Genomic DNA, 20,496 nt, shown 5'->3' with positions numbered 1-20,496 from the left:
CCAGCGTAGTGAGGCCATTACCTTCCGCGGGGTTCCTATCACGGTGGTCCGACATCGGGGCCGCGTTCGAGGAATCGTCGTTGAACCGTTGCCTGCCCGATCGAGGGGGATGTGGTTACGGCCGGTGTCGCTCGTGTGTCACTCGTGCGGGGTGGTGGAGGTCGAGCGCGCCGGTTCGCGAACTTTTTTCGATCTCGACTCAACCCGCTCCGGATCTTGTGCGTCACCGGGGGTGAAATACGGAAAGCGACGAACCGTGCGATCGGTCCCGGGGCTAGCGGAGAGCCGATCGCACGGCCGAAAGGAGCGAACCGCTTTGCGCACCACTCGCACGAGAACCGGCCTGACCGGACTGGTTGGCACCGGAATCGCCGCGGCTGCTCTGGTGGTCGGCGCGCCGTTGGCCGCGGCCGCGCCTGCCCAGGACCAGCCTACCCTCTCGACGGCTGCGGACGAGCAGAACCACGTGGAGGGAACCGCCGGTCCGGACGGGCTGCACGGCACGTCTGGTGAGGACGTGATCAAGGGGCGTGGCGGTTTCGACGTCATCTTCGGCAAGGCCGCCCACGACAGCCTCTTCGGCAACTCCGGCAATGACGTCATCCGGGGTGGCAACGGTGACGACTTCCTGCACGGTGGACCTGGTGAGGACTACCTCTACGCCGGTCCCGGCGACGACATCGTGATGTCCGACGAGCTCGGCTCCGACGACGAGGCCGACGTCATCGACTGCGGCCCCGGTGTCGACCGGTACAACGCCGACCTCGACGACGAGGTCGTCAACTGCGAGATCCCCTACTACGGCAGGGGCTGACGCCTGAGTTCGTCGTGTCGTCCAGGAGCGCGGGCCGAGGCGACGCCCCGGCCCGCGCTCGCCGCTCAACGGTCCTGATCAACCGATCCGGGGGATCGACAAACGACCGGAAATCGCCGAGCGAGCCTCACCTCCGCCGTTGCCGCTGCCGCTGCGGACCGGGCGTCGTGTGCCGTTGGGCCGCTGCCTCGGGCGGCCCCGGAACCTCGACGCGCCGCGCCCGAGCCGGGGAACCGGGCTCGAACGGCGGGCGGCCCGGAACGCTCGTCGGCGGCGACACGGGGACCGCCGGGTGGCGGGAGCTCGGGGTCGCCGCGCTCAGCGCCTCCGGAAGCGCCAGACTGGTTCGGCACTCCCGCCACGGGGAACCCGGAGGGCGGTAGCCGGACGAGCTGGAGGACGTATGCGGACCCCGAGCATCCCCGCGGAGTTCGATCCCGCGAAGCTGCGCGAGTCACTGGACGGTCGCTGGGGCGAGATCCGTGAGCGGGTCCGCGGCTTCTTGGAGGCCGAGCCCCTGCCCACCGGTGACGGTCTGGACACCGAGTCGCACCGGGCGCACACCTTCGAACAGCTGCGGCGGTTGGCCGGCAGCGAGATCGTCCGCATCGGTTTTCCCGTCGAGTACGGCGGTTCCGGTGATCGTGGCGGTTCGGTGGTAGCCATGGAGATGCTGGCGGGCAATCTCTCGCTGATGGTCAAATCGGGAGTCCAATGGGGACTGTTCGGTGGGGCGGTCACCGCGCTCGGCACCGAACGTCACCACCGGGAGCACCTTCGGGCCGTAATGGACTTGTCGGAGCCCGGCTGTTTCGCGATGACCGAGACCGGGCACGGCTCGGACGTGCAGCACCTCGGCACCACGGCCGTCTACGAGCCGGAAACGGCCGAGTTCGTGGTGCACACCCCGGACGAGTCCGCCCGCAAGGACTACATCGGCAACGCCGCCCGCGACGGGCGCACCGCGGTTGTCTTCGCGCAGCTGCACACCCCCACCTCCGACGGCGGCACGGAGAACCACGGGGTGCACGCCCTGCTCGTGCCCATCCGCGACGGCGACGGGAACCCGATGCCGGGTGTGCGATTGTCCGACTGCGGCCGCAAGGCCGGACTCAACGGGGTGGACAACGGCAGGATCGCCTTCGACCGGGTGAGGGTTCCACGGCAAGCGCTGTTGAACCGCTACGGCGACGTCGCCGAGGACGGCAGCTACAGCAGCCCGATAGAAGGAGTCAACAAGCGCTTCTTCACCATGCTCGGCACCCTGATCACCGGCCGGGTCTCGGTGGCGGGCACTGCGGGGGCGGCGACCAAGCTCTCGCTGGAGATCGCGCTGCGTTACGGCGACACCCGGCGTCAGTTCACCAATCCCCGGACCGGAGCCGAGAAACCGGTGCTGGACTACCTGGCGCACCAGCGAAAACTGCTGCCCGCGCTGGCCACCTCCTTCGCGCTGCACTTCGCGCAGGAGGAGCTGGTCACCACGCTGCACGACCTGCATCGAGCTTCGACCGCCGACGATCCCGAGGGCCGCGCCCAGCGCGAGCTGGAGTCCCGCGCCGCCGGGCTCAAGGCGGTGACCACCTGGCACGCCACTCGAACCATCCAGGACTGCCGCGAGGCCTGCGGCGGCTCCGGCTATCTGGCCGAGAACCAGCTCGCCGGATTGAAGGCCGACACCGACGTGTTCACCACCTTCGAGGGCGACAACACGGTGTTGCTGCAGCTCGTGGCCAAGGGGCTGCTGACCGGTTACCGCGAGAGCTTCGACGAGCTCGGCACGCTGGGCATGGCGCGTTACGTCGCCGATCAGTTCGTGGGGACCGTGATCGAGCGGACCGCCGCCCGCTCGCTGATCCAGCGCCTGGTGGACGCCTCCCCCGTCCGGGACGACGAGGACGCGCTGTTCGACCGGGGGTGGCAACTGCGAATGTTCGAGGACCGTGAACGGCACGTGCTGGACGGGGTGGCCCGCAGACTGCGGCGCGCCGGTTCCGGGGACGCCGATCCGTTCGAGGTGTTCAACGACGCGCAGGACCACGTGCTGCGCGCCGCGCGGGTGCACATCGACCGCGTCGTGCTGGAGGCGTTCGTGGCCGGGATCGAGCGCTGCGCCGATTCCGCCGGGGCGGTGCTGCTGGAACGGTTGTGCGATCTGTACGTGCTGTCCAACATCGAGGCCGATCGCGGCTGGTTCCTGGAGCACGAGCGGATCAGCGCGCGCCGTTCCAAGTCCGTCACCGAGGCCGTCAACGCGTTGTGCCGGGGCTTGCGGCCGCACGCTGTCGAACTGGTCGCCGCGTTCGGCACGCCCCGCCAGTGGCTGAGCGCGCCGATAGCCACCGGTGAGCAGCCCGGAACGCGCTGAGCGGCCCGGGCACTTCCGGGCCTCGCCGCACCGGGCGGGGCGTCGGCGTGAAGGGGCTGAGGAGCGGGGCGACCGGCCGGCGACCGAGGGCGGACGTCCCGCTCCGCGACTGGCACGGGACAGCCCCGAAACCGCGGGCGGGAATTTGTCAGCGGAGCCCGGACTCCCGGCCGAGCTCCTCCAACACGGACTCGAACAACCGGTCGGCATGGCTGACGTCGAAGGGGAACTTCTCGAACACCTCCAGAGCCACCTGGCCGTAGAGCCTGGCCCACCAGCGCAGCAGCATGTAGACGGCCTCGGCGCTGACCGCTTCGGGGGGCATCTCGATGCCGTGCGTGTTGAAGGCGGTGGCCAGGTCGCGCTGGCTGTCCGCGAGTCCCTCGCGTAGTTCGTCGGGGACCGAAGGGGGTGGTGAGTTGGTCACGCCCTCCGCCATGAGCGGTCCGACCACGCTCAGGAACACGCTCCCCAGCTCGTCGCCGCGCGTGGTGGACTCGGCCGGGTCGTGCGGTGAGTCCCGCTGCTCGGCGCCCGGCCTCCCGCCTCCGGTGTTCGCCGGGGTGGCGAACACCAGCGCGAACTCCCGTGGGTGGGCCAGCGCCCAGCGCCGGAAACCACGGCAGACCGCGAACACCTTGCTCAGGTGCTCGTCGTCGACATCGCGCATCGTCTCGTTCAACTCCGTGGACAGATCGCCGCAGATGTCCTCGGCGAGCCGGGCCAGCAGGTCCTCGCGGGAGTCGTAGTAGCGGTACAGCGCCGGTGCGGTGATTCCGAGCTCGCGTGCGATCGCGCGCAGCGTCACCGCTTCCTGTCCCTCGCGGACCAGCAGTTCGCGGGCGTGCCTGCGGATGTCGAGTTCCGTGGCCGCGCGCAGCTGTTCACGTCGAGTGACTTCGTTCATGGGTCACTCCATGGGGTGCTTTTCGGGGTCCGTCGCCACAGGGGGATTCAGTAAACCTCGTTAACTCGGGAGTCGCCGGGTCGTCGCCACTGTACGGCCCGGACCGCACGGTCGGAGGTCCGTGTTGTTCTCCTCCTGGAGAGCTCTCGCATGCCGGCGCGGACCGCCTGCTGGTCGGGATGCGGCGGTGCTCGCTCGTTGGGCCTGTCGCACCTGATCGCGCTGTTTGCCCGGTTCGACACGTTCGCGGTCAACGTGGCGAGCCAGCTCGAGCCCGAACCGGCCATCGACTACGGCCTGTTCCTCGTCGGTCGGTTCCGGGAGTAGCTGGAATCGGTGCGTTGACCGGTGTGAGTACCCTGAGCCGGATGCGCCGTGGTGAGTCCCGGGGAGGGCGGTGCCGGGGAATGGGGTCGCACCGGCGACTTCGACGAGCGGGGCGGGCCGGGAACGGATGTCGCGTCGTCCGCGGCCGTGGTGGGAGCGGGGACAGCCGCCGAACCGCGCCGGGGGCGACGGCGAGTGCGATGGAGGTGGCGATGATGTCTCGACAGGACGATGAGGCCCCCCGGGCGGGGGAAACGGCCGGATCGGACCACGTGCCGGGTGCGGAGGGGAGCGTGCTCGTCTACACCCGTCCGGGATGCCCGTTCTGCGTCTCGCTGCGTGCCGGACTGCGCAGGCACGGGGTGCGTTTCGAGGAGAGCGACATCTGGCAGGACGAGCGGGCCGCCGCCACGGTCCGGGAACTGGCCGACGGCAACGAGACGGTGCCCACCGTGGTGATCGGCCCCTGGTCGTGGTCGGCGGTCAACCCCTCGGCGGAGGCGGTACGCGCGGCGGCCGCCGAACACGCGCCCGGTGCGTTGCCGGACAGCGAGCCCGGGCTCGTGGACGGCGCGCTGCGTGCGATGGGGTTGCGTGCTGTTCCATCGTGAATAGAAAAATATGGAATTTCGTGTTGAAATGTCAAGCATGAAGTTGAGTGAGTGGGCGCGCGGGCAGGGCGTCACGTACCGAACCGCATGGAACTGGTTCCGTGCGGGAACCCTGCCTGTGCCCGCACGTCAACTCGACACCGGCACGATCCTGGTCGAACCTCCCACCACTGAGGATGGGCGAACCGTGGCGTACTGCCGGGTGTCCAGCGCGGACCAGCATGACGATCTTGACCGGCAAGTTGGTCGGGTTGCTCAGGAGTGCGCCCGACGTGGGATTGCGCTCGATTCGACCATCACCGAGATCGGGTCCGGATTGAACGGCAACCGGAACAAGCTGGCGAAGCTGCTGGCCGACCCGACTGCGACCACGATCGTGGTGGAGCACCGTGAACGGCTGGCCAGGTTCGGGGTGGAACACCTCGAAGCCGCGTTGTCCGCCCAGTCCCGCCGGATCGTCGTGCTCAACGACGCCGACGTGGAAGACGACCTGGTGCGCGACGTGACCGAGGTGCTCACCAGCATGTGCGCCCGGTTGTACGGTCGCCGGTCTGCGGCCAAGCGCGCGAAAGCAGCGATGAAGGCGGCGGAGGTGACACCCCGATGAGCAGCACGGTGGTGCAGGCGTACCAGTTCGCTCTCGATCCCACGCCGCAGCAGCGAGCCATGTTGTCGTCGCACTGTGGCGCGGCGCGGTTCGCCTACAACTGGGCGCTCGCGCAGGTCAAGGCCGTGATGAACCAGCGGGACACCGAACGATCCTACGATGTGGCCGAGGACGACCTCACGCCGACGATGAACTGGTCGGCCTACGGCCTACGGAAAGCCTGGAACGCGACCAAAAACGAAGCGGCCCCGTGGTGGGGCGAGAACTCCAAGGAAGCGTACTCGTCCGGGCTGGTGAACCTCGCGACCGCGCTGGACAACTGGCACAAGTCCCGAACCGGAAAACGCGCCGGTCGCAGGGTCGGGTTCCCCCAGTTCAAGTCCAAGCGTCACCGGTCTTCGTGCCGGTTCACCACCGGATCGTTCGGGCTGTCCGATTCAGACCGCCGCCATGCCAAGCTTCCGCGTATTGGCACGGTGCGTACCCACGAGTCCACCCGCAAACTCGCCCGCCACGTCGAACGCGGAACCGCCCGTATCCGGTCGGCCACCGTGTCGTTTCAGCGCGGCCGGTGGCACGTGTCGTTCTCGGTGGAGATCACCAAGACCGAGCCCGCACCCGCCACACGCGGAGGAACCGTGGGTATCGACCTCGGAGTGAAAGAACTCGCGGTGCTGTCCACCGGGGAAACCATCGCCAACCCCAAACACCTCGACCGTACGCAACGCCAACTTCGCCGCCTACAACGGCAAGCCGCCAGGCGCGTAGGGCCGGATAAACGCACGAAGCGACCCCCATCGAACAGGTGGCGCAAGACCCAGCGGCACGTATCGAGACTGCACGCGCGGGTGTCCAACGCCCGCCGCGACGGGCTGCACAAACTCTCCACCCGACTCGTGCGCGAGTACGACACGATCGCGGTGGAAAACCTCAACGTCGAGGGCATGAAACGCAACCGTCGGTTGGCTCGCCACATCGGCGACGTGGGGATGGGCGAGCTACGGCGCCAACTCGACTACAAAACCACCTGGCACGGCCGCGCCATGATCCTGGCCGACCGGTTCTACCCCAGCTCGAAAACCTGCTCGGACTGTGGCGTGGTGAAAGCCGAACTGCGCCTGTCAGAGCGGACCTTCACCTGCGATCACTGCGGCCACACCGCTGATCGCGACCTCAATGCGGCCCGCAACCTCGCGGGCCTGACGGCGTCCACGGCGAGTTGCGTCGGGACGGAAAACACGCCCGCTGGAAACCCACGTAAGACCAGCCACGCTGGCGACGGGTATCGCCACGGGAAGACCCAGCGCCACACCGACGCTGGGCCAACCATGGTGGAGCAATCCGCCAAGTCACCAGAACAACTTTCCATATTCTAGTGAACGGTTGCGTGGTTCCGGTTCCTGAGTCTTCCACCGCGTTGGCGGGAAGCCGGTGAGGCGTTCCGATGCGGTGCGGCTTCCGTCCGCGCACGGCGGCGGTACCCCGCTCCGGAACGGTCTGTCCGTCCTGTCCGGACCGGAAGGTTCCGGGGCGGAAAGGGACGCCGTACCACTTCGACGGACGCCCGGCTCGTTCGCGGTGGTTCTCAAATCCCGGTGGGCGGGTTCGACGACCGTGGTCGAAGGCCGGGGTCGGCCGTACGGGGGGCTTCACGACCGGCCCCGGCTGTTGCGATCGCCGATGGCGCGATATCGACGAGCTGCAACCATTCCAGTGTGACGCCAACGAAGCCGGAAATGATGCGACTTCGTGCCCAATAACCCCCGATTGGGGGTGTATCAGGCGGCGGGATTCGGTTCGAAATCCGCGAATCGTGCGAAAGTGCTCAACCGGTTCCGACAGGACGGCGCCCCGTTCCCGGGTGCCGTCCCCGAGAGTCGAAGTGGTGTCTGGGTAACCGTCCGCCGGGGTCGGGGAGCCGAACCGCGAGCATCCGCCGAGTGCTCGTCGTGTTCCTCACGGCACTCCGGGGGGTGCTCGCGGTGGCTGCCTTCGGGATCGTCTCCGGGGGAACGGCGCTGGTGTCCACCGGCTCGCCCAGTACCGCTCGGCAAGTGCGGTCGGCCGTGCCCACCACGTGTGCCGGGGTGGGCTCGATGGTTCGCGAGTGCGTCACATTTCGTTGTGTCATGTCTCCAGCCTGCTGGTCAGTACGAGGGATGGGGATCCGTGCGGCTACTCAGGAGTTACCTATTGTCGATGATCGGTTGCTCCGTTCGAGTGAAGTAAGTTCCCTTCCGTGCCCGGTGCTGTTCGCTCCGGCTTGAGGGAGGTCCGGTTTCGTCCGGGGCGGTTTCGTGGTGCCGTGTGCCTGTGGGCGGCGCGAGGTTCGGCGTCGCGGGAACTCCCGTTCGAGAGGTATGGTCTAGACCATGTTGAGATTGAGTGGTGTCGGTGTCAGCGATGGTCGAGCCGCGGGCCCGGTCGTCCGGGTCGCCGAGCCGTTGCCGGAACCCCCCGCTTCCCCCGCGGTGACGGATCCGTCAGCCGAGGCCGCGCGCATCTCACCCGCCGCCGAGACAGTGGCCAACGGTCTGTTCGCGCGCGCCGCCGGGGTCGAGGGCGACGCCAAGGCGGTGCTGGAGACCACCGCCGCCATGGCGATGGACCCCTCGCTGAGTTCCCGCGCCGAGCAGCTGGTCAACCAGCGCGGACTGCCCGCCCCCCGCGCTGTGCTGGAGGCCGCCAACGAGTTCGCCGAATCGCTGCGAGCCACCGGTGGGTACCTGGCCGAGCGGGTGCGTGACGTGCACGACGTGCGGGACAGGATCATCGCCGAGCTGCTCGGGGTGCGGCCTCCCGGCGTACCCACCCTGCTGGAACCCAGCGTGCTGCTGGCCCGCGACCTGGCTCCGGCGGACACCGCCGACCTCGATCCGGATCTGGTGCTCGCCCTGGTGACCGAGGAGGGCGGCCCCACCAGCCACACCGCCATCCTCGCCCGCTCGCTCGGCATCCCCGCCGTGGTCGCGGTACGCGGGCTGCTGGCGGAGACCTCGGCGGTCGCGGCGGAGGTGGACGGGGACGGTGGCACCGTCTCGCTGTCGGAGGAGCCGGTCGAGGTGCGTTCCCCCGAACGGATCGACACGACCGGGTGGACCGGCGACGGCGGAACCTCGGACGGGGAGCGGGTCAAGATCCTGGCCAACGTGGGCGCGGCGGCGGACACCACGGCCGCCGTCTCCGCGGGGGCGGAGGGGGTCGGGTTGTTCCGCACCGAGTTCTGCTACCTCGCGGCGCAGGACGAACCGGACGTCGCCACGCAGCGCGCCGCCTACGCGGAGGTGCTCGAACCCTTCGCGGGCAAACCGGTGGTGGTGCGGACGCTGGACGCGGGGGCCGACAAGCCGTTGGGCTTCCTGGACACCGGTGCCGAGCCGAACCCGGCCCTGGGGGTGCGCGGTCTGCGGGTGGCGTTCGACCGGCCGGACGTGCTCGACCGGCAGCTGGAGGCCATCGCCGCGGCCGCCGAGGACTCGGGAGCCGAGGTCTCGGTGATGGCCCCGATGGTGGCTACCCCGGAGGAGGCGGCCTGGTTCACCGAGCGGGCCAGGACGGCGGGAATCACGCGGGCGGGGGTGATGGTCGAGATCCCCGCGGCAGCGTTGATCGCCTCCGAGCTGCTCGAGGCGGTCGATTTCGTCAGTGTCGGTACCAACGACCTGGCGCAGTACGTGTTCGCCGCCGATCGGCAGCTCGGTGCGCTGGCGGGGCTGAACGATCCCTGGCAGCCGGCCCTGCTGCGGTTGATCGCGATGATCGGCAGGGCAGGTGCCGAGACGGGCAAGCCGGTCGGAGTGTGCGGTGAGGCGGCTGCCGATCCGCTGTTGGGCCGGGTGCTCGTGGGGCTCGGCGTGCGCAGCCTCTCCATGGTCGCCACGGCCGTTCCCGCCGTGGGATCCGCGCTGGCTGGGGTGTCGCTGCGGGCCTGTGAGCGGGCGGCCAGGGACGCGTTGGCCGCGCCGGACGTCGCCACGGCCAAGGCCGCGGCGCGTGCGGCGTTCGAGTAGGTCCGGAGGGGCCGGTACGACTCGTCCGATCCGGGGCCGGTTCGATCGCCGAAGCGGCTCTCGGAACGGGAATCGTTGCCGGGGCGGGCGCCACCAGCGCCGACAGGTGGAGTCCGTCCCGAACACTCGCGACCACAGTGGGTAGTGCTTCGCGGCACCGGAGGGCGACCTCGGTGAACCTGAGCGGCTCCTGTCGGTCCGGCCGCTCGAACCGCACGGCCTTCATCGCGTCGACGAACGCGGCCCACCGGGCGTCGGTGGTGGTGAAGTCCCCGCCCGAGGGAATCTCGACGTCGCGCACCGCCGCGCCCCGCACGAACCGGCCGGTTTCGGCACGTTCGGTGACCCGAACGCGGCGGGTGGATCCGCGCCGGTTCTCGGGGCTGTGCTACATCGTCACGGTGCTGTGGCCACGTCATCGGCGACACCGGCGAGGAGCTCGGCCACTTCTCCGGTCCCCGGCGTCGTCCCCGGGCTCCGGGAGAAGGGGGCCGATCGGCCGGCTCGCGGGGTGCCTCGGCGGAGTTCGAACCAGCGGTAGCCGCTCCCACGAGGTGGATGCCCCTACCGGTGACCTGGGAATCGGCGCAAGCTCCGGCCTTCAGGCCGGAGTGAGCTGATCGGAACCGGTTGCCTCCGTCCCCGGACGGGGCAACGGGAGCATGTCGTGCGTCACTCGGATGATGCCTCGCCCTCCTGGTCCAGGCCGTGCTCGATCGCGTAGCGGGCGAGTTCCACGCGATTGTGCAACTGCAGTTTGCGCAGTGTGGACTGCACGTGGTTCTCGACCGTGCGATGCGAGATCACCAGCTTGTTCGCGATCTGGCGCGCGGTGAGGCCCTTGGCGACCTGGCGCAGCACGTCCGTTTCCCGGTCGGTCAGCCGCGGTGGTTCGGGGTCCGAGTCGCCGGGGGTCACCGCCATGCGCCGGTACTCCCCGAGCACCAGACCCGCCAGACCGGCGGTGAACACCGCGTCCCCCACGGCGGTGCGCCGCACCGCGTCCACCAGCTCGTCAACGGAGGCCGACTTCACCAGGTACCCGGAGGCCCCGGCCTTGACCGCCTCCAGCACGTCCGCGTGCTCCCCGCTGGCGGAGAGCACCAGCACTCTGGTTCCGGGAATCTCCTGGGTGATCTGGCGTGTGGCCTCCACGCCCGAGGTGTCTCCCAGATTGAGGTCCATCAGCACCACGTCGGGGTGCACGGTTCGCGAGATGCGCAGTGCCGAGACGGCATCGCCGGTGGTCGCGCTTATCCGGAACCCCCGTTCGGTCAGATCACGCGCCACCCCGTCTCGCCAGATCGGGTGGTCGTCGACCACCATTACCGAAATCTCCGAGCCAGTCATGCTCTCGCTCCTCACTGATGCCTTCCCGCCGTCTCGGCGAGCCGGAGCGGGGTTCCGGCGCGCCGGGCAGCGCGACCACCCTCGCGGCTCGCACCGTCTCGGGTCCTGCTCTGCCACGCTCCCACGAGGAGCCCGGGTGCGTACCGGGAACGCCCGTTCGACGTGGGTTTCCCGGAGCGAGTGCTCGTGGGGGCGAGTGCTCCGCCGTGGCGGGCGGAGGAGTGCGGTCAGTGCTTCTCCCGCGCCCGTTCACCACTGTGCGCGTGGTCGTTCTCCCGTCCGTCGGCGCGAGTGAGGCGGATCTCCCACTCGGTGCCCTCACCCACCGAAGTGTCCAGCGCGATACTTCCACCGAGGCTCTCCACTCGGCCACGGATCGACTGCGCGACACCCATTCTTCCCGCCGCTGCCGCTTCCTCCAGCCTTCCGTCCGGGATTCCCGGGCCGTTGTCCCGGATGCTGAGTACGATCTCGGAGCCCAGGTCCTCCAACAGCACCCAGGTGTGCGTCTCCGGTCCGGTGTGGTCCTCGACGTTCTGGACGGCTTCGCGGGTGACCGAGAACAACGCGGAGACCGTCTCCGCCGGCAGCGTGACCTCGGTGGCCGGTACCGAGACGTTCACCCTCGTTCCGGCGAGTACCCGCAGCCGTGCGGCCAGGTCGGTGCTCGTCTCGCCCCGTTCGGCCGGACCGGTGGAGATCAGATTGCGCAGCGCCGTTTCCTGCTCCCCGGCGAGGGCGGCGAGTTCGGCGGCTTCGCCGCCGAGTTCGCCGCCTCTCCTGCGCACTCGCGCCAGCACCTGCAGCACGCTGTCGTGGATGTCCCGCGCCAGCCGTTCGCGTTCGGCCGTGGCCGCCTCGGTGCGCAGTGCCCTCGCGAGACGTCGCGTGGAATGTTCGGCGGTCTCGGAGGCGAGGCCCAGCAGCAGGCCGATCGCCAGGTGCAGCACCGTGTCCATCCACATGTTGGCGTCGATGTAGCCGCGCATGGCGAAGTTGGCGGCCGCCGCGACGGCGCCGCTGGCGAATCCTCCAGGGATGCCGAACCGTACCGCCGCGACGGTGACCATGGAGGCGTGCCAGATGGTGACCACCGTCGGCAGTCCCTGGTCCATCTGGTGCTCGGTCAGCACGAAGTAGCAGAGTCCGAACAGCGTCATCGTGACGGCCTGGTCCACCAGCACCAGCGTTCTCGTGCGTCCGGAAGGCTTGCTGTACCGCCAGATGGTGTAGGTGGTCCAGCACACCATCGCCGCCATGATCACCGATGCCCCCACCGGACTGCGGTACTCGGGAAGCAGGACGCAGAACCAGGTGAAGGCGTAGATCAGGGCCAGCACGCGCAGCCCGTTGTGCGCGCGCCACAGCGGGATTCGGCCGTCCGGGACGGGTTCCGCCTGTTCGTCGGGGGTGTTGCCGTGCGGCGGGGTGGCTTGTTCGGAACCGCCGGTCGTGGTGAGTGTTCGCCACATCCTCGACCATCTGGTCCGGTCTCGGAGTCCGTCCGTGCTGTCGTTACCCGTGCTGCCCACTCTTCGGCGTTCCTTTCCGGCGAACTTGCCAGGGCCATACCTATCGACGAGAGCGCGGGGCACTTCGTTCCAGTCTTCGGTGTCTCGGTCGTGGGCTCTCGTGACGGTTCGCGTCCCGCGACGCGATCTCACCTCCGCACGGTCCGACGAGCTGACGAGCCAGTTATGAATCTTATTCGTCTTGGAGTGGGGTCGGCGAACCGATTCTCTTCCGGAATCGGTGATCCACGTGCTCGTGGTGATTCGGTCGTCGGTCCCGTGAGGAACGCCCCGGACCTCCCGGCGTGCCCGTTGGAACCTCTCGGGGGGCAACGGCATCCGAAAGGGGTGGGTGGTTCACGACGAGAGCTACGTCACGAAGTATCGGAATCACAGGTTGTGACTTCAGGCTCGGTCGGATCTGTGCGACGCTCCCGCTCGGGAGGAGTGAGAGATTCATGGGGGACTGGCCACTGTGGAGGCTCAGGCCCGCGGCACTGGTCTACGTGCTCGCGGTGCAGGCCGTGGCGGTGTCACTGGTGTTCGTGGTCATCCTGACCACCGCTCCTCCGGCCGCCGACACGCTGCACCGTTTCGGAACGCTCGCGTTCACCGCGGGTCTCGTGATCGTCGGGACCTCGTTGTCCATCCAGCTGCGCGAGGAGGTGCGCCGGGATCCCTGGACGATCCACATCTGCTACCTCGTGAGCGGGCTGCTGACGCTGCCACCGAACCTGCTCGTGCTGCTGTTGCTGGGACCGGCGCTGCACGGCGTCCTCGACGTGCGGGACCAGCCGCACCGCTGGATGTTCGTCACGGCCGCCACCGTCTCGGCCACCTTCGCGGCCCGTGCCGTGCTCGGGTGGCACGATCCCCAGTGGACTCCGGTGTTGCTGCTGTCCGCCTCGGTGACCCTGCTGTCGCTGCGCGCGGTGATCGTGGCGGTCGGGCTCAGACTCCGCAGGCCGAGGGCGTCCAGGTCCGACGTTCTGGGAGACCCGATCGACGTGCTGCTGGGCATCGTCGCCGTCACCCTCGGCATGCTGCTGGCCGTGGCGATGGAGTTCCACCCGGCCAGCGCCCTGCTCGCCGCGCCGCCGATGGCGCTGCTGGACATGGCCGGTCAGCTACCGCAATGGCGCCGCTCGGCGCAGCGGGACGGCAAGACCGGGCTCGTCAACGCGGTGCACTGGGACAAGCTGGCGCGCGCCGAGCTGAGCCGGGCCCGTTCCCGGAAACAACGGGCGGCCGTCCTGCTGCTCGATCTCGACCACTTCAAGCGCGTGAACGACGAGCTCGGACACCTCGCGGGAGACGCGGCCCTGGCCTCGATGGCGTTGATGCTGCGCGGCAGCGTCCGCAAGGGCGACCTGGTCGGACGGTTCGGTGGTGAGGAGTTCGTGGTGCTGCTTCCCGAGGCCGACATCCGGGCCGCGTCCGAGGTGGCCTACCGCATCCGCGGCTCCACCGCCTCGTTGTCCGTGCCCGCCCAGGACATGCGAGGAGCCCACCGCGTGCTCGACGACCTGACCGTCAGCATCGGGGTCGCCGCCACCGAACGGGTGGGCTACGAGTTGGAGGACCTGCTGGTGGCGGCCGACGCCGCGTTGCTGAGCGCCAAGGCCGGTGGGCGTAACGCCGTCAGCCTCGCCTAGAGGTTGCGTCCGCTCGGACGCCCGGCTCTCCGGGTGTTCTCCGGTGTGGAGCCTCCCGCGCGGTGGTTCGTTGGGGAATCCGCCGCGCGGTGGGAGGAGCGTTCACTCCGCGGCTTCCCCGGTCGCGGACTGGGAGTTCGACTCCGCCTCCGACTCCGGCTCGGAGTCCTCCGTCCTTCCGCTATCCACCAGTGCCCGCACGGCGGAGCTGAGCACGGCCAGCACCGGCACGGCCAGCAGCGTCCCGATGATGTTCGCGACGATCGCCCCCACGCTGATCGCCAGCACCACGGCGAGCGGGTGCAGCCGCACCGCGCGCCCTATCAGCAGTGGTTGCAGCACATTGCCCTCGAGCTGCTGCACGCCCAGGACCACGCCCAGCGTCAGCAGCGCCGCGATCGGTCCCTTCGCGACCAGGGCGACGAGTATCGCCACCGCTCCCGAGGCGATCGCTCCGACGATCGGTATGAAGGCCGCGAGGAAAACCAGCGCCGCGAGCGGCACCACCAGCGGAACACCTATGATCGCCAGTCCGATGCCGATTCCCAGCGCGTCCCCGACCGCCACCAATCCGGTAGCCCGGATGTAGCCGACCAGGGAGTCGAATCCCCGCGTTCCCGCCAGGTCGAGCCGGGAACGCAGCGGTTCCGGCAACGGCCCCAGCAGGAACAGCCAGATCCGCCTGCCGTCGTGCAGGAAGAAGATCAGGGTGAACAGCATCAGCAGCATCCCGGTCAGGAAGCTGCCGAAGGTGGTGGCCGTGGCCAGTGCTCCGTTGGTGATCCGCTGCTGGTTGTTCTCCAGCCAGTTCCCCGCCTGGTCCAGGTAATCGTTGATCTGCCCCTCGCTGAGGTGCAGCGGGCCGGTGGCGGCCCAATCCCGGATGGTGTTCAGGCTCGCCGTCAGCTGTTCCCTGAGGTCCGGCAGTCCCGCGATGAACGCGTTGATGACGAACGTGAGGATGCCGCCGACCGCGGCCAGCCCCCCGACCAGCACGACGCCGGTGGCCACCCCGCGCGGTACGCGCAGCTTGACGAGCGCCGAGACGGCCGGCGCGAGCAGGGCGGACAGCAGCAGGGCGACCGCTACCGGGATGACCACCACGGAAAGCCTGCCGACCAGCCATCCGAGGGCGTACAGCATGCCGAGGACGACCAACGTGCGCCAGCCGATGGCGGCCGCTACCCGCAGCGAGGTCGGAACCTTGGCCGCCTCGTCCGACTCCGTGACCTTGAAGGCACTCACACCGCAACCGTATCCGCATCCGGTGGATCACAGTGGTGATTCACTGCCTCGAGTGGCGGAAGTCCGGGCTCGTGGTCTCGCTCGAACCCCGATCTGTCACACGATGTGACGAACTGAGTGCCGCGCGAATGCGAAAAGGGGGGAGTCTTTGGAAGAGTGATCGTCGGCAATCCGCCGGGCGTGGTTCGACCCGGTCGCCCGCCGAGCCGACGGGACTTCGTCGTCCGGCTTCGGGGTGGCCGAGTAGGACTCGGAGACGGAACGGTCGGTCGTTCCGATCCGTGGCGCGTCGTGGCGGGAACGCTGTTCGAAGGAGGCCGCGGAGTTCATGTCCGGTGGCGAGCAGTGGTCGACGGTCGACCGCCAACGGCGGTGGCTGTCGCGTGCGCTGGTCGTCGTCGGAGGGACCGTGGCCGGTATATCCGCCGCCTGGCTGTTCGGCTCCGCGTCGGCGGTCGCGTCGGCGGAGCACTCCGAGGGCGGCACGCTCCGCCAGGTCGGAGCGCTGATACGTCCTGTGGGCGAGGGCTCCGGGGACGCCGTCCCCGGGGACGCGGAGCACGACGGTGCTGCCCGTTCGAGTGTCACCGGCCGTTCGAGTGACACCGGAACGGCGGCCGAGCCCGCCGACGGAGCTTCGGGGCCGGTGTCGACGCTCTCCCGTGCGCTGGGTACGGACGGAACCGCCCGTAAGACCACTGTGGATTCCAAGGCGTCCGGTGACGACGAGGACTCCGGAAGTCGGACGACGGAGCGGTCGGACGCGTCCGTGTCCGGGGGATCCGCGCCCGAGAACGACTCCAACGAGGGGCCGGTCCGCACGGTGCTGGAGTCCGGCGGACTCGCCGGGACCACCGACCGGCTCTCCGGTTCCGTTTCCGACGGGCTGCGTGACGTTCGGCGTGGCGTCGATCCGTTGCTGCGCCCCGTCGAGCGGGTGGCGGGAACCGTGGTTTCCGGTGCCACTGGCGAGGACTCGCTGTCCGGGGCCGTCGAGTCCGGTCTGGGCGGGTTGCGGGACTCGCTGCGCGAAACCGTCTCCGCCTCGGGCAGGGAGACCGGTGCGGGCGAGTCCGGAAGTACCGGCATACCCGGAGAACCGCTGACTCGTCCTGCGGGAACGCGTCTCGCGCCGCCCCAGGTCGAGATCACATCGCAGGATTCCACCGCGCGGGACGCGGACGCCGATTCCCGCACCACCTCCGTGTTCACCGTCTCGGAGCGGAGCCGGACCTGGCTCGGCGAGGAGTCACGCCACGAACGCGACGGTTCGCCCTCGAAGACACCCGGCGGGAAGCCGCCCTTCCCGTCCGGTGACTGCGGCTGCGCCACGGACACCACTACTTCCGGCAGCGGCTCGCACAACGGTTACGGCCTCGGTGACTCGCTCCCCGCTTCCAGGGGCGCTGTCCCCTCACTCGGCGCCATAACGCGCGCCAACGTCTACGACCCCGCGGACTCCGAAGGTCCGCAGCCGGGTACGACCCCCGACTGATTCTCGTTTCGCCACGGCGGTTCGTCCCGGACGGTTCGAGTGATCACCACTCACCGTCTTTCCGGGAAGTGTTGCCACCCGCCGTGATGACCGCCCCCTGAGGGTTCCCGGAACCGTGGTCCGGTTCCGCTCGATCAGGACATTCGGCAATCGCAGTTTTCTCGAAACTTGCGTTCAGGGGCACCCCTGTATCGCGGGAAAGGAATCGGAGGAGAGTTCCATGCAGACTTGGGCAAGGCGAGGCATGCAAGCGGCCCTGGTGACCGGCGGGATGATCGCGGCCGGTACCGGTGTCGCCTCGGCGTCCGGAAACTGCCCAGAACGTCCCACTTCGCCACTCGGTGACCCGCTGACCCCAGCCGAGGCGGCCGGGGACGGCACTCCCAGCCGCAGCGGACTGTGCTTCGCGGGCGAGCTGTTCCCCGAAGGGGACGGCGGCTGGCACGAGACGGTTTCGAACGCCACGGCGGACACCCTGGTGGGAGTCGTCGAACCCATCCGGGACGTCCAGCCCGAAGGGGACAACGAAGCGACCCAGCGAATCCCCCGCATCACGGACGTTCCCTCCCCCGGCCTCGAGGAAACCGCCGAGTTCACCACCGAACAGCAGTGGATTCCGCCCAGGGCCGGGCCCGCCGAGGGATTCCCGACCGAACCCGCCCGCCCTGGACTGTCCACCAAGCTGCCCGAGCTGTCCTGGCGAACCGACGTGGGGCGTGCGGGCAACGTGCGGTCCGAGGCTCCGTTCACGGCCCAGCCTCGGGAACGTTCGCGGGGAAGGCACGCGGCGCAGGAGTCCAGGCCCGCCGATGGCTTCCACCGATCGTTGAGCTGGTCCGGCCCGATCGGCCACGTGGTCGAGACGTTCGTCGAAGGCGCGCGTCACGTCGACGAGAGCACCGCGACGATCCTGCCCGCGCTGGTCACCCCGGCGCACGACCCGGCTGTCGCCCCGGAACTGGCCGCTCCTCGGGGAGGCGTGTCCGGCACGGCCTCCAGCGAGGCCCCCGGAGTTCGTTCGGGACTGCTCGCCACCGACTCGATCGACCTCACCCGTTCCGGGCTCGACACGGGACCCGATCTGCGCACGGTGCCGCGCGAGTCGCTGCGTTCGGCACTCTCGGCTCGGACCGGCGGCGAGCACCACCGGGGTGAGGAGTCCGCACCACTCCAGCTGCCCGACGAGGCGCTCCAGCGGGCCGAGGAGGTTCCCGCGCTGGTCGCCCCGGAGCTACTGGTGAGCGAGGTGCCCTCGACGGACGGCGACCCCGGCGTGGCTGAACCGCTGCGGGAGTTCAACGCGTTCGGCGGCAACGTCGAGACGGGCAGCTTCTCCCGTATCGCCCGCGAGTTGACCGTCGACGGCACCGCCGCCCTGGCGGAGCACGGCTCCGAGCCGTCCGAGGTGGCCTTCACCGATACCCCCGAGCTCTCGCCCGTGGTGGTGCGGGTGGTGGACGAGTTGACGACCGCACTGCCGGAGCGCGAGCAGGTGGCCGCCAACCCGTTCCGCGAGCGGCCCAGTGCCCGGGGCGCCGCTCCGGCGGTGGGGATGGCGCTGCCGGTGCTCAGCGGCGCCTCGAAGACCGATGTACTCGACGGGCACACCTATCCGCTGCCCGCACTGGACACCGAGGGCATGCCGAAGGCCGGCGCCGCGAACAACGAGGCGTGGCCGCGGCAGGCGTACAGCCGGGTCTGACCACACCGGAGGTACGCGTTCCGGTGCCCGCGCGGACCGTTTGGCGATTGTCGGTCCTCGCAGGGCGGCACCACCGGGGCCGGGGAGCTGGGAACTCCCCGGCCCCGGTTGTCGTTCGGGGGGCGGACCCGGTGGGAGCGAGGTGCGGTCGGTGCTCCCGCGGGGATGGGCCGCGCTCCCGGTTCCCGTCCCCGCCGCCCGGCGGAGGGGACACTCAGCTCCCGGCACCGCCCGATGTGGCCGAGCCCTCGATCGTCGGGGCATCGGCTTCCTCGGAACCGGCGCGCTCCTCGGACTCGCCGGAGGGCGGGACCGACGCGGGTGGAGCATCCGCCGAACCGCGCTCCCGCAGGCCCAGCCAGGCCCGGTAGAGCAGGAAGCCGACACCCAGGTACACGTAGGCGTTGCCGAGCAGGTGCTCGAAGAGGTTCCAGGTGAGTTCCTTGCCGTCCCCCTGCGGAACCAGCCAGTGCGGCCCGATCAGGTACAGCTCCGCCGCGACCCCGAGCGAGATCAGCAGGGGCCAGTTCCGACGGGTGTAGCCCCGTCCGAACAGCAGCATCAGCCCGGGCACTATCCACACCCAGTGGTGCGACCAGGAGATCGGCGAGACCAGCAGGCCGAACACGGCATTGATCACCAGTGCGGTCGAGTGGTCCCGGGGCCGCCCGTCACGCGGACGCAACGCGGACAGCATCCCGAAGATCGCCAATCCCGCCATCAGCACGATCAATGCGCCGAGGCAGAGGGTCAGCCAGGGTTCCGGCACGGTCAGCTTGCTCAGCAGCGAGCGCAGCGAGACGTTGCCCGCGTAGATCGAGGCGTCCCCGGTGAACTGTGGTCCGAACGACACGTCACTGCTGGCGAAGACCTCGTGCAGCCAGAACTCGCGTGCGTCGTCGAAGGCGAGCAGGAAGCCCAGCGCCACGGTCGCGAGGAAGGTCAGCAGGGTGGTCACGATCGCCCGCAGGTCTCTGCGCAGCAGGAAGAACAGCAGGAACACGGCCGGTGTGAGTTTGAGCCCGGCGGCGATGCCCAGCAGCAGTCCCCTGGGGTAGGGCAGCGGGCGTCGGCCGTCCACGCGCCACAGGCAGTCGACCGCCACCAACGCCATCAGCACCAGGTTGATCTGCGCGTAGGTGAGGGTTTCGCGCACCGGTTCGGCGAGGGTCGCCAGCGGCAGCACCGCCGCGGCGACCAGCAGGGCACGACGTCGGTTCGCGGGGGCGAAGTCCGCGGCCCGGAGCGTCACGTACAGGGTCGCCAGCAGCGCGACATGGCTGACGAGCATGATCATGGCGACGGCCGCCGGTTTGGGCACCAGAGCCAGCGGGACGAACACGAAGGCGGCGAACGGCGGGTAGATGAACGGCAGGTGCAGCCCCACGCTGGTAGGGGGGAGATCGTGGTAGAGCGGTTGCCCGTTGAGCCAGGCGCGCGCTCCGATCTGGTAGACCTCGCCGTCGATGTGAGCGTGGGGATCGATGGCCGAGACCAGGACGAGCGCGAAGAACTCACACAGAGCGATCACGCAGAGTATTTTTCGGTGTCGGTACACCATTCCGGCAAGTGATCCCCGTTCGGGGAATTGTGTCGTCGGCCGCACGCTGCCACCGTCCTGTTGGTCCTGCTGGTTCAACCGGGTCCGAGAACCCCGCCCGTCAGTGTCCCGCCGCTCGGGAACCTCTCGGCTCCGGCTCGGTCGGGCCGGTTGGTTCCGTCGGCAACTCGGCTCGTTCCGGCAGGGAGGGACGGGTTCTCGGACAGCGGTCGAGGTGCCAATCAGATTAGGAGGTCGAGCCGTTCGGCCGGTGGCCCGCCACGGTTCGTCTCGCCGTTTCCGAAATGTTGCGAAATCATCACACTTTGTTTTCAAAAACCGGAAGTGTTGACG

Annotated in this window: 15 protein-coding genes; 10 read left to right on the top strand and 5 right to left on the bottom strand. The window is 69.3% G+C overall.

Translation table 11 applies throughout. The annotated features are described in order from the left end of the window. The first annotated feature begins 316 nt into the window (after window positions 1-316). Together BLQ75_RS23485 and BLQ75_RS13650 are read left to right on the top strand one after the other, a co-directional pair. Entirely contained in the window at window positions 317-814 is a 498-nt protein-coding gene (locus BLQ75_RS23485; RefSeq protein WP_170837483.1) for a calcium-binding protein, read from the top strand. A 403-nt stretch (window positions 815-1,217) separates the two neighbouring features. Continuing rightward, a complete protein-coding gene (locus BLQ75_RS13650) occupies window positions 1,218-3,182 on the top strand; it encodes an acyl-CoA dehydrogenase family protein (protein WP_092602278.1) in 1,965 nt (654 codons plus the stop codon). Between the two features lie 148 nt (window positions 3,183-3,330). Here BLQ75_RS13650 and BLQ75_RS13645 read toward each other — a convergent pair whose 3' ends face one another. Continuing rightward, a complete protein-coding gene (locus tag BLQ75_RS13645) occupies window positions 3,331-4,089 on the bottom strand; it encodes a TetR/AcrR family transcriptional regulator (protein ID WP_092602276.1) in 759 nt (252 codons plus the stop codon). A gap of 150 nt (window positions 4,090-4,239) precedes the next feature. Between BLQ75_RS13645 and BLQ75_RS23480 the strand changes: the two genes are divergently transcribed. From BLQ75_RS23480 to ptsP, 5 genes are all read left to right on the top strand, one after another. Beyond that, complete coding sequence (locus BLQ75_RS23480) at window positions 4,240-4,416, top strand: hypothetical protein (RefSeq protein WP_170837465.1); 177 nt, start codon at window positions 4,240-4,242, stop codon at window positions 4,414-4,416. Window positions 4,417-4,631: 215 nt separating this feature from the next. Further along, the gene (locus BLQ75_RS13640; protein ID WP_092602463.1) at window positions 4,632-5,027 is read left to right on the top strand and encodes a glutaredoxin family protein; all 396 of its coding nucleotides are present in this window, start codon (window positions 4,632-4,634) and stop codon (window positions 5,025-5,027) included. A 37-nt stretch (window positions 5,028-5,064) separates the two neighbouring features. After that, entirely contained in the window at window positions 5,065-5,634 is a 570-nt protein-coding gene (locus BLQ75_RS13635; protein WP_092602274.1) for an IS607 family transposase, read from the top strand. Next, complete coding sequence (tnpB, locus tag BLQ75_RS13630) at window positions 5,631-7,010, top strand: IS607 family element RNA-guided endonuclease TnpB (RefSeq protein ID WP_092602272.1); 1,380 nt, start codon at window positions 5,631-5,633, stop codon at window positions 7,008-7,010. Before BLQ75_RS13635 ends, tnpB begins: the two co-directional genes overlap by 4 nt. A 996-nt stretch (window positions 7,011-8,006) precedes the next feature. Further along, on the top strand, window positions 8,007-9,644 hold the full coding sequence (gene ptsP, locus BLQ75_RS13625; protein ID WP_092602270.1) for a phosphoenolpyruvate--protein phosphotransferase: 1,638 nt from the start codon (window positions 8,007-8,009) through the stop codon (window positions 9,642-9,644). A gap of 672 nt (window positions 9,645-10,316) precedes the next feature. Here the strand turns inward: ptsP and BLQ75_RS13620 are convergent. Further along, complete coding sequence (locus BLQ75_RS13620) at window positions 10,317-10,994, bottom strand: response regulator (RefSeq protein ID WP_092602268.1); 678 nt, start codon at window positions 10,992-10,994, stop codon at window positions 10,317-10,319. A 227-nt stretch (window positions 10,995-11,221) separates the two neighbouring features. Beyond that, entirely contained in the window at window positions 11,222-12,466 is a 1,245-nt protein-coding gene (gene macS, locus BLQ75_RS13615; protein ID WP_092602266.1) for a MacS family sensor histidine kinase, read from the bottom strand. 497 nt (window positions 12,467-12,963) lie between these two features. Here macS and BLQ75_RS13610 point away from each other — a divergent pair, with 497 nt between their 5' ends. Then, entirely contained in the window at window positions 12,964-14,160 is a 1,197-nt protein-coding gene (locus BLQ75_RS13610; RefSeq protein WP_092602264.1) for a GGDEF domain-containing protein, read from the top strand. Window positions 14,161-14,262: 102 nt separating this feature from the next. On the opposite strand, the gene BLQ75_RS13605 is transcribed toward BLQ75_RS13610, so the two are convergent. Further along, on the bottom strand, window positions 14,263-15,405 hold the full coding sequence (locus BLQ75_RS13605; RefSeq protein ID WP_092602262.1) for an AI-2E family transporter: 1,143 nt from the start codon (window positions 15,403-15,405) through the stop codon (window positions 14,263-14,265). Between the two features lie 328 nt (window positions 15,406-15,733). Between BLQ75_RS13605 and BLQ75_RS13595 the strand changes: the two genes are divergently transcribed. Further along, window positions 15,734-16,900 (top strand): hypothetical protein, encoded by a 1,167-nt coding sequence (locus tag BLQ75_RS13595; RefSeq protein WP_092602258.1) that lies wholly within the window; start codon window positions 15,734-15,736, stop codon window positions 16,898-16,900. 220 nt (window positions 16,901-17,120) lie between these two features. Further along, window positions 17,121-18,602 (top strand): hypothetical protein, encoded by a 1,482-nt coding sequence (locus tag BLQ75_RS13590; RefSeq protein ID WP_139182982.1) that lies wholly within the window; start codon window positions 17,121-17,123, stop codon window positions 18,600-18,602. 214 nt (window positions 18,603-18,816) lie between these two features. Here BLQ75_RS13590 and BLQ75_RS13585 read toward each other — a convergent pair whose 3' ends face one another. Beyond that, window positions 18,817-20,133, bottom strand: coding sequence for a glycosyltransferase 87 family protein (locus BLQ75_RS13585; RefSeq protein ID WP_211481359.1), 1,317 nt, complete (start codon window positions 20,131-20,133; stop codon window positions 18,817-18,819). Between the last annotated feature and the right edge of the window lie 363 nt (window positions 20,134-20,496).

Origin of the sequence: Actinopolyspora xinjiangensis (assembly GCF_900104475.1) — a bacterium.
GTDB classification, from domain to species: Bacteria; Actinomycetota; Actinomycetes; order Mycobacteriales; family Pseudonocardiaceae; genus Actinopolyspora; species Actinopolyspora xinjiangensis.
Note: the sequence above shows the minus strand (reverse complement) of the source record. Positions and strands in the feature narration are given on the sequence as shown.

Excerpts from the sequence above, each read along its gene's own strand:
- BLQ75_RS13650 (WP_092602278.1), top strand. The coding sequence starts at position 1,218 with ATGCGGACCCCGAGCATCCCCGCGGAGTTCGATCCCGCGAAGCTGCGC.
- BLQ75_RS13645 (WP_092602276.1), bottom strand. The coding sequence starts at position 4,089 with ATGAACGAAGTCACTCGACGTGAACAGCTGCGCGCGGCCACGGAACTC.
- BLQ75_RS23480 (WP_170837465.1), top strand. The coding sequence starts at position 4,240 with ATGCCGGCGCGGACCGCCTGCTGGTCGGGATGCGGCGGTGCTCGCTCG.
- BLQ75_RS13640 (WP_092602463.1), top strand. The coding sequence starts at position 4,632 with ATGTCTCGACAGGACGATGAGGCCCCCCGGGCGGGGGAAACGGCCGGA.
- BLQ75_RS13635 (WP_092602274.1), top strand. The coding sequence starts at position 5,065 with ATGAAGTTGAGTGAGTGGGCGCGCGGGCAGGGCGTCACGTACCGAACC.
- tnpB (WP_092602272.1), top strand. The coding sequence starts at position 5,631 with ATGAGCAGCACGGTGGTGCAGGCGTACCAGTTCGCTCTCGATCCCACG.
- ptsP (WP_092602270.1), top strand. The coding sequence starts at position 8,007 with ATGTTGAGATTGAGTGGTGTCGGTGTCAGCGATGGTCGAGCCGCGGGC.
- BLQ75_RS13620 (WP_092602268.1), bottom strand. The coding sequence starts at position 10,994 with ATGACTGGCTCGGAGATTTCGGTAATGGTGGTCGACGACCACCCGATC.
- macS (WP_092602266.1), bottom strand. The coding sequence starts at position 12,466 with ATGTGGCGAACACTCACCACGACCGGCGGTTCCGAACAAGCCACCCCG.
- BLQ75_RS13610 (WP_092602264.1), top strand. The coding sequence starts at position 12,964 with ATGGGGGACTGGCCACTGTGGAGGCTCAGGCCCGCGGCACTGGTCTAC.
- BLQ75_RS13595 (WP_092602258.1), top strand. The coding sequence starts at position 15,734 with ATGTCCGGTGGCGAGCAGTGGTCGACGGTCGACCGCCAACGGCGGTGG.
- BLQ75_RS13590 (WP_139182982.1), top strand. The coding sequence starts at position 17,121 with ATGCAGACTTGGGCAAGGCGAGGCATGCAAGCGGCCCTGGTGACCGGC.